This is a genomic window from Arthrobacter sp. 2YAF22_2 (assembly GCF_052114645.1).
GTDB lineage: Bacteria > Actinomycetota > Actinomycetes > Actinomycetales > Micrococcaceae > Arthrobacter.
Genome location: NZ_JBFRFD010000257.1, coordinates 1 through 5,211, shown reverse-complemented (window position 1 = coordinate 5,211; position 5,211 = coordinate 1). Strand labels below are relative to the sequence as shown.

The following is a 5,211-nucleotide window of genomic DNA, read 5'->3' as shown; positions in this document are numbered from 1 at the left end:
CGGCAGCGTCCGCGCCCTGGGCCCAACTGGGTCGCATTAGTTGGCGTTTTGAGCCGGCGGTTTCATGCGGTCATCGCAACAGGTAGGTGCTGATCATCTCATTTGGGGTGCAGAAGTCGAATCGTTTGCGGGGTCTGTCGTTGATTTGGTGGGCGACGTAGTCGAGGTCTGTCTGGCTGTGGACGGTGAGGTCTGTGCTTTTCGGGAAGTATTGGCGCAGTAGGCCGTTCATATTCTCGTTGGAGCCGCGCTGCCAGGGCGAGTGGGGATCGCAGAAATAGATGTCGATGTCCGCCGCGATCCTCACGTCCTTGTGGCCGTGCATTTCGGTGCCCTGGTCCCAGGTCAGGGACTGACGGAGCTGGTCCGGGAGGGCGCCCATCTTGGCGATCAGGCCGTCCCGGACCGCTTCCACCCGGTTTGTCCCGGCCGGGACGTGGATGAGCATCAGGAATCCTGTGGTGCGTTCGACGATGGTGCCGATGGCGCTCTTGCCGTCCTTGCCCACGATGAGGTCGCCCTCCTTACGATTTTGTTGAGGGTGATTTCGGAGCTGTCGTAGTGTTTCGATCACCCTCGGGTGGCGGGTATGGCACAGATCTCCCTGCCGCTTGGACGGCTCACTGGGAATGGCCGCCCGCTGCCCGCCGATGACTCGACCGCTGATTGAGAATTACGACATTGATCGTTGGGTAAGGACGTGCCGGCGCAGTTATCGACAGGGCCAACGAAATTGGAGCTGAGCGAAGGGGACTGAATATGCCGGCATTCTGGGTAGGAATCGACTCGGGCAAAAGAGCTCATCATTGCGTTGTGATCGATCAGACAGGGACGGTGCTGCTCTCGAAACGGGTCGAGAATGACGAGAACGAACTGCTCGCACTCATAGCCATGGTTGCGGAGATCGCCGCCGGCGGTGAAGTCTGTTGGGCCACGGATCTGAACGCTGGCGGTGCGGCCCTGTTGATCGAGTTGTTGGCCGCGCACGCCCAGCAGATGCTCTATATCCCCGGACGGATCGTGCATCACGCCGCAGCGACCTACCGCGGAGATGGCAAGACCGACGCGAAAGACGCCAGGATCATCGCCGACCAGGCACGCATGCGTACCGACCTCCAACCAGTCCGCGGCGCTGACCAGATCAGCGTGGACCTGCGGCTCCTGACCGCCCGCCGTACGGATCTGATCTGCGACCGGGTCCGGGCGATCAACCGGCTCCGCGCCACCTTGCTGGAATACTTCCCCGCGCTCGAGCGCGCGTTCGACTACTCCAAAAAGGCGCCCCTGATCCTCCTCGGCGGCTACCAGACCCCCGAGGGCATCCGGCGGACAGGACTGACCCGGCTCACCGGCTGGCTGAGGAAACGCGGCTGCCGGAACAGTGCAAAGATGGCAGAGAAGGCACTGATGGCCGCGAACTCCCAGCACACCGTCCTGCCAACTCAGACCACAGGCTCTGCCCTTGTCGTCCGGCTGGCCGAGCAAATCAGCACCCTTGATGAAGAGATCGCCGCCACCGATGCCCAGATCACCGAGCTCTTCCGGCAGCACCACAGCGCGGACATTCTGCTCACCATGCCCGGCTTCGGCCCCGTACTCGCAGCAACTTTCCTCGCGAACATCGGCGGCAACCTGGACGCGTTCGACAGCGTGGACCGGCTCGCCAGCGTCGCCGGGCTGGCTCCCGTCCCGCGCGATTCCGGACGGATCAGCGGGAACCTTCACCGGCCACGTCGCTTCAACCGCAGGCTCCTGCGAACCTGTTACCTCGCCGCCCTCTCCAGCCTGAAGAACAGCTCGGCCTCAAGAACCTATTACGACCGGAAGCGCGGAGAAGGAAAGTCCCACAAGCAGGCCCTCATCGCCCTAGCCCGCCGCCGCATCAACGTCCTATGGGCCATGCTCCGCGACCACACCACCTACCAGGAACCAATACCAAGAGTCCGCGCTCAAGCTGCTTGACAGAAACATTGAGATTCCCAGTGCCCGGGCACCGCACGGTCCTCGACCTCCGCGGGGCGGTCGGCGATCATGACCTTGTCCTGGATCCGGCCGCGGCGTTCATCCGGTCGGCGCTGTGGCTTGCGGAGGGTCCGTCCCGTGCGCAGGTTCCTGGCCAGCTCGCGTTTGAGCCCGCCACGGGACTCCAGATACAGGGACTGGTAAATCGTTTCGTGTGACACCCACATCTCCGGATTCTTCGGGAAGTCTTTCCGGAGCCGGCCGGCGATCTGTTCCGGGGAGGACTGTTTCTCCAGCCGATCCTGGACTTCCTTGCGCAGCCGCTCGTTGCTGTTGAGCTTAGCGATTTTAGGCCGGGACGCACGGGCACAGGCCCGGGCGTGCGCGGTCGACGCCCGGTAGTAATAGGGCTTGTCGGCGTTGCGGCGCAGCTCCCGCGACACCGTGGACGCGGCGCGGCCCAGCTTGCGGGCCATCTCCCGAACCGGCATTCCCTCGCCGCGCCAAATCGCGATGTCCTCCCTCTCATCGAAGGACAGGCACCGCCCCTTCAGACCCCGGCCGCGCCGGGGCCTGATCCCGCCGGTGAAACGCAGCTCGTTCCGGACCGTGGTGATCGACCACCCCACCAACGCCCCGGAGTCCTCATATCTGTTCCCGTCAGCGACATGCTGCCAGAACTCCTGCACCACATCGGCCACGAGCCGATTTGAAAACTTCGTCATCGACATCAACACCCCTCAATCATCGAGTGTTGCGATGACCGCATGAACTCGGGCCCCGAAAACGCCAACAACTGCGAGTTACCTGGGGGACGGGGACGGTACCCGGGCGCCGGGAGTTAGCGGTGCCGGGCGCGGCGGAAGATCCAGTGCCGCAGCATGGTGAAGCGCACGGCAGTGGCCAAGAAACCGGAGAGCGTGGTGGTCCAGAGCTCGGCGGCAACCGTCGCGTCCGGATTGATCCAGTGCAGGATGCCCAGGCTGCCGCCGGTGATCAGCAGCGCGACGGCGATCACGATCAGGCCGTTGAGGTGGTCGCGTTTCATCCGGTGCCGCTCGGTGATCTTGAACGTCAGTCGCCGGTTCAGGGCGGTGTTCATCAGCGAGGTCAGGATCAGCGCCGCCGCGTTGGCCGGCTGGGGGCCGATCCATGGCCGGAGGAACGCGAAGAGCGCCAGCGAAGTCACGGTACAGATGACGCCGACGCCGGTGAACCGGAGGAGCTGCCGCGCCACCGGATAACGGAGGATGCCGCGGGGCCGGCGGCGCGTCGAAACAGCCGGGGCGGCCGGCGTCGCACGCGGAAGCAGGCGCGGCGGCGCGTCTTGTAGCGGTGGCTCCATCCGGCTAGTACAGCTCTCCGACCGGGATGTCCACGGCGAGTCGGTTCGACGGGCCGGCCAGGGGACAGGCCCACGCCTCGTTGTAGGCGCAGGAGGGGCTGTAGGCGAAGTTGAAGTCCAGCACGAACTCGGCGTCCGGCCCGGAACCGGCAACGCCGTGGAAGGCGCCCTTGATGGTGTCCAGCAGATAGCGGCCCGCACCGTAGCTGCCGCCGGGCTGCCCGGCGGTCGCGTCGCGGAACGGCACGAAGATGCCGCCGCCGTAACCGTTCAGCTTCCAGACCGCCAACTGCCCCATTTCCGGCAGGTCGAAGGTGCCTAGGCGGACAAAGCGGACGACGCCGTCGGTGCCGGTCTCGACGTTCATCTCCCGGCCAGCGCCCTCCTTGGTGATGGGGACGTGGAAACGGTAGATCGGGTCGTAGTCGGCGGTCTTGAGGCCGCCGAAATGTGTCTTCGCGTCTTCGGTCAGCGGCGAGGCGGGATGCGTGCCGAACATCCGGTCCCGCTCGTGCCGCCAGTAGGAGTGGGCTTCGGCCGGGCTGTCCGTGGCGATCTTCCGCACCGTGGCGTAGAGCGCAAAGGTCCGGAGCCGCCAGTCCGCGATGTCGACGGCCGACATCCCCGCCACGCCGTCCGGGCCCTCAGGGCCCGCTGCCTCCAAATGCTGTTCAGCCATTCCACCAGCCTAGCCTTGTTTGGCCTGCCGACCGGCGGGGCCGTCCCCGCGGACCACCGTCGCCGACCGTAGACTTTCGCGCATGCACACCACCGCCCCCGCCGGACCGGGCGGCCGCGCCGCCGCCTCGCTGGCCGAACTTGTCCGGTTCCGCACCGTATCTTCCCGGATTGCCGCCGAGGTGGACACCGCGGAATTTGAGCAGTTCCTGGTGGCGCTGTCCCGGCTCTACCCGGCCGTCCACGGCGCACTCGAAGTGGAACGCGTCAATGGGCTGGCCCTGCTGTTCCGGTGGCCCGGTGCAGCCGGCGGGCCCGGTACTGCCAGCACCCCGGGCGGGCCCGGGGCTGCCGCCGCCGGGGGCCGCCCGGTGGTGCTCATGGCGCACTACGACGTCGTGCCGGCCGGCGACGAGCAGGCCTGGACCCATCCCCCTTTCGCCGGCCACAGCGACGGGACGCACTTGTGGGGCCGCGGCACGCTGGACGACAAGGGCCAGCTGGTCGCGATCCTGGAGGCCGCAGAGGCGCTGCTTGGCGCGGGGTTCACCCCCGCGCGAGACATCTACTTCTCGTTCGGCAACAACGAGGAAACCGCCGGCGACAGCGCCGCGGCCGCCGCGGGGCTCCTTGCCGGGCGGGGAGTGCGGCCATGGTTCGTGCTGGACGAAGGCGGCGCCGTCGCCGGTGGGGCGTTCCCCGGTGTCAGCCGGCCGGCCGCCGTCGTGGGCGTGGCTGAAAAGGGAATCCTGGACGTGGAGCTGCTGACCCGGGACTCCGGCGGACACGCCTCGACGCCGCCCCGGATGGGGGCGACCGCGCGGCTGGCCCGGGCGATCACGCGGATCGAGCGCAGCCCCTTCCCGCAGCGCCTCCCGGACGTCACCGCGGAGATGCTCCGGCGCTTCGCCCCGTACGCCCCGGCCCCGCTGCGGATTGCCTTCGCGAACCTCGCCCTGCTCCGGGTCCCGATGACCTGGCTTTTCGGGCGGCTGGGGAACGAAACCAACGCGATGACCCGCACCACCGTGGCCGTCACCACCCTGGAGGGTAGCGCCGGCGCCAACGTGCTGGCCGCAACGGCCAAGGCGAACGCCAACATCCGGGTCGCCGTGGGGGCCACCGTGGCCGGCACCGTGGAGCGGCTGCGGAAGGTCATCGGCGACCCGAAGGTGGAACTGCGGGTGGTGGAGGGCAACGAGCCCACGCCGGTCTCACCCTTCGCC

5 protein-coding genes and 1 pseudogene are annotated in these 5,211 nt (G+C 67.1%); 2 read left to right on the top strand and 4 right to left on the bottom strand.

The window, feature by feature from the left end; all coding sequences use genetic code 11:
• Positions 1-70 precede the first annotated feature (70 nt).
• A pseudogene (locus tag AB4Y86_RS11525) lies at positions 71-523 on the bottom strand (IS30 family transposase); the annotation flags it as partial.
• A 236-nt stretch (positions 524-759) separates the two neighbouring features.
• On the opposite strand from AB4Y86_RS11525, the gene AB4Y86_RS11520 reads away from it, so the two are divergent.
• Positions 760-1,962 carry an IS110 family transposase gene (locus AB4Y86_RS11520; RefSeq protein ID WP_188573886.1) on the top strand — a complete coding sequence of 401 codons (1,203 nt, stop codon included), beginning with the start codon at positions 760-762 and terminating at the stop codon, positions 1,960-1,962.
• Here the strand turns inward: AB4Y86_RS11520 and AB4Y86_RS11515 are convergent.
• From AB4Y86_RS11515 to AB4Y86_RS11505, 3 genes are all read right to left on the bottom strand, one after another.
• Positions 1,950-2,687, bottom strand: coding sequence for an IS30 family transposase (locus tag AB4Y86_RS11515; RefSeq protein ID WP_441402364.1), 738 nt, complete (start codon positions 2,685-2,687; stop codon positions 1,950-1,952). The two genes, AB4Y86_RS11520 and AB4Y86_RS11515, sit on opposite strands and share 13 nt — an antisense overlap.
• 116 nt (positions 2,688-2,803) lie before the next feature.
• A complete protein-coding gene (locus tag AB4Y86_RS11510; RefSeq protein ID WP_441402363.1) occupies positions 2,804-3,307 on the bottom strand; it encodes a GtrA family protein in 504 nt (167 codons plus the stop codon).
• A 4-nt stretch (positions 3,308-3,311) separates the two neighbouring features.
• Positions 3,312-3,986, bottom strand: coding sequence for a DUF1684 domain-containing protein (locus AB4Y86_RS11505; protein WP_441402362.1), 675 nt, complete (start codon positions 3,984-3,986; stop codon positions 3,312-3,314).
• A gap of 82 nt (positions 3,987-4,068) precedes the next feature.
• Here AB4Y86_RS11505 and AB4Y86_RS11500 point away from each other — a divergent pair.
• Positions 4,069-5,211 (top strand): M20/M25/M40 family metallo-hydrolase (locus tag AB4Y86_RS11500; protein ID WP_441402361.1); only part of this gene is annotated, 1,143 nt, incomplete at its 3' end.